Below are 2,323 nucleotides of genomic sequence, written 5' to 3'. Positions count from 1 at the left end.
GGATCCAAAAATTACTTCCTCAAGCCATGAAAAATGCCGGAGTAGACGCTTGGGTCATATTATGTAGGGAAAATAACAATGACCCCATTGCGCACCATATCGGGGGAGAAAATGCCGGCGGTCAGGCTTTGTTTCTTTTTTATTTGGATGGAGAAAGTGTAAAATCAGTTGTCTTCTGCCCTATTGGAGAGGCTACCGCATTGGCGGATCTAAAAATTCATGACGAAGTAATTGCTGTGCAAAGGGGAAATTCTGCTATCAGCGATGCATCTGACTATATTAAATCAAGGCAATTTGCAAAAATAGCCATCAATAGTTCCATCGAAAATGCATTGGCAGATGGCTTGAGTTTTACGCAAAGAGAAACCTTAGTAGATGCTATCGGCAATGAAGCCGGCCAAATGGTCTCTGCAGATGACCTGATCTATGAATGGCTGTCTATTAAACTTCCTGCCGAAGTAGAGATCATGACCAAAGCGGCGATACTCACCTCAAAATGGCAACATGAAGCTTACGCCACCGTCATTCCCGGAAAGAGTACTGATGCGGATATTGCAAGATTTCTAAAGAAAAAAATGGAAGAATATGGTGTCAAAGACGCATGGTCGCCAGACCAGAATCCCAACGTCAACTCAGGACCAGACCGCGGCCACTCCCACTCTACCGACAAAGTTATCATGCCAGGAGATGTGATACAGACAGATTTTGGGATTCGTGTATATGACATGTGGGTATCGGACATCCAAAGATTCGCTTATGTCCTGAGAGCAGGAGAAACGCAAGCGCCTGACTCGGTTCAGTTTTATTTTGAATCTTCCATTGGTGGTAACCGTGCTGCCCTTAAGGTCATGAAACCGGGAGTCTTGGGATATCAGGTAGATAAAGCTCAAAGAGAATGGATGGCAGAAAGAGGTTCGGAACCTGTCATGTGGAGTACTGGACATCCTGTTGGGTATGTGGCTCATGATATAGGGCCAAATCTCGGCGGAGGTCTCCTTCCTGACCCAACAGTAAGGCCAGCGGCAATGAAACCATTAAAAGAAGGAATGCTCTTTGCTTTTGATGGCTTTCATGCTTGGAAACTGCCCGAAACAGGAACTAAAACCATGTCTGTCGAAGAGACTGCTGTAGTCACCAAAGACGGCGCAAGGTATTTGATGGAGCCCCAAAGTGAACTGATTCTCATAAAATAGAAGCATGGTATCCCTATAGCTGTTATAATTTTTCACAGCGATAGGGATACCTCTTCCACCATTTGGAATAGGATTGAATTCCTTATATTTTCGCCACAAATTAATTTAGCCAATGATTAGATTTCTTACATCCTTCTTTTTTTTGGTTTCCTTGGCTTTATTTTTTAGCGTTTATATTTCTCCTGAATATTTTCCATATGTGGGTTTGGCCACACTAACCATTCCTCTATTACTTGTCATCAACGGGTTTCTTTTCATTGCACTTGTTATTGCAAGGAGGAAATTGGCGCTTTTACCATTAATTGCTTTGGTGATTGGATGGAAGTTTGTCGGAGTCACATTTCAATTTCGAACAGAACCGGAATTAAAAGAAGGACTTTCCATATTAAGCTACAATGTGCATATGTTCAGTTATCAAAAATCAGGTAACGCAAAAAACAGCACTTCCAAAAACCTCATCCAATGGTTACAGGACAATCCTTCTGACATCAAATGCTTTCAGGAATTCTATCAAGACCCGACCACACCCTCCAGAAATACCATAAGGCAGCTGGGAAAAGATACGGGATACAATCATTTTTACCAGGTTATTCAGGGAAATCCAAAATCAAGCACCTTTGGTATGGCCATTTTTAGTAAATATCCCATCGTGAATGAAGGGGTTGTACTTGATTCCCGAAGTACAAATGGGATAATTTTTGCTGATATCAAAGTGGATAAAGATACCATCCGGATCTATAATGCCCACCTGGAATCCATGAACATTCCTTCTGCAGAACTCAGCGATTTTGAAGGAATCAAAGAAAATTACAGGCAAACCCTCAGGAAACTGAAAAGAGGACAGGTGGCTAGGGCTTCCCAATTGGAAATCCTGATAGAACATATGGAAAACAGTCCTTATGCCAATATTTTGGTCGGAGATTTCAATGATGTTCCTTACAGTTATACCTATTTCACCCTTAGAAATATCATGAACAATGGCTTCGAAAAAGCCGGAAAGGGCTTCGGTTTTACTTATAACAAAGTCCTTTTCTTTTTAAGGATCGACAATATTTTTTATGATGATTTCCTGGAAATTATTGATTTCAATACCCATTCCGAAGTAGATTATTCAGATCATTATCCTGTCT

General features: G+C 41.3%; 2 protein-coding genes. Both read left to right on the top strand.

Going from position 1 to position 2,323, the window contains the following annotated elements:
• On the top strand, positions 1-1,193 hold a 1,193-nt coding region (locus ACZFYI_RS19255; protein WP_462525744.1), incomplete at its 5' end, for a M24 family metallopeptidase.
• Positions 1,194-1,305: 112 nt separating this feature from the next.
• On the top strand, positions 1,306-2,323 hold a 1,018-nt coding region (locus tag ACZFYI_RS19250; RefSeq protein WP_462525743.1), incomplete at its 3' end, for an endonuclease/exonuclease/phosphatase family protein.

This window comes from Aquiflexum sp., from assembly GCF_977115555.1.
This window is presented reverse-complemented; position numbering and strand designations above follow the sequence as displayed.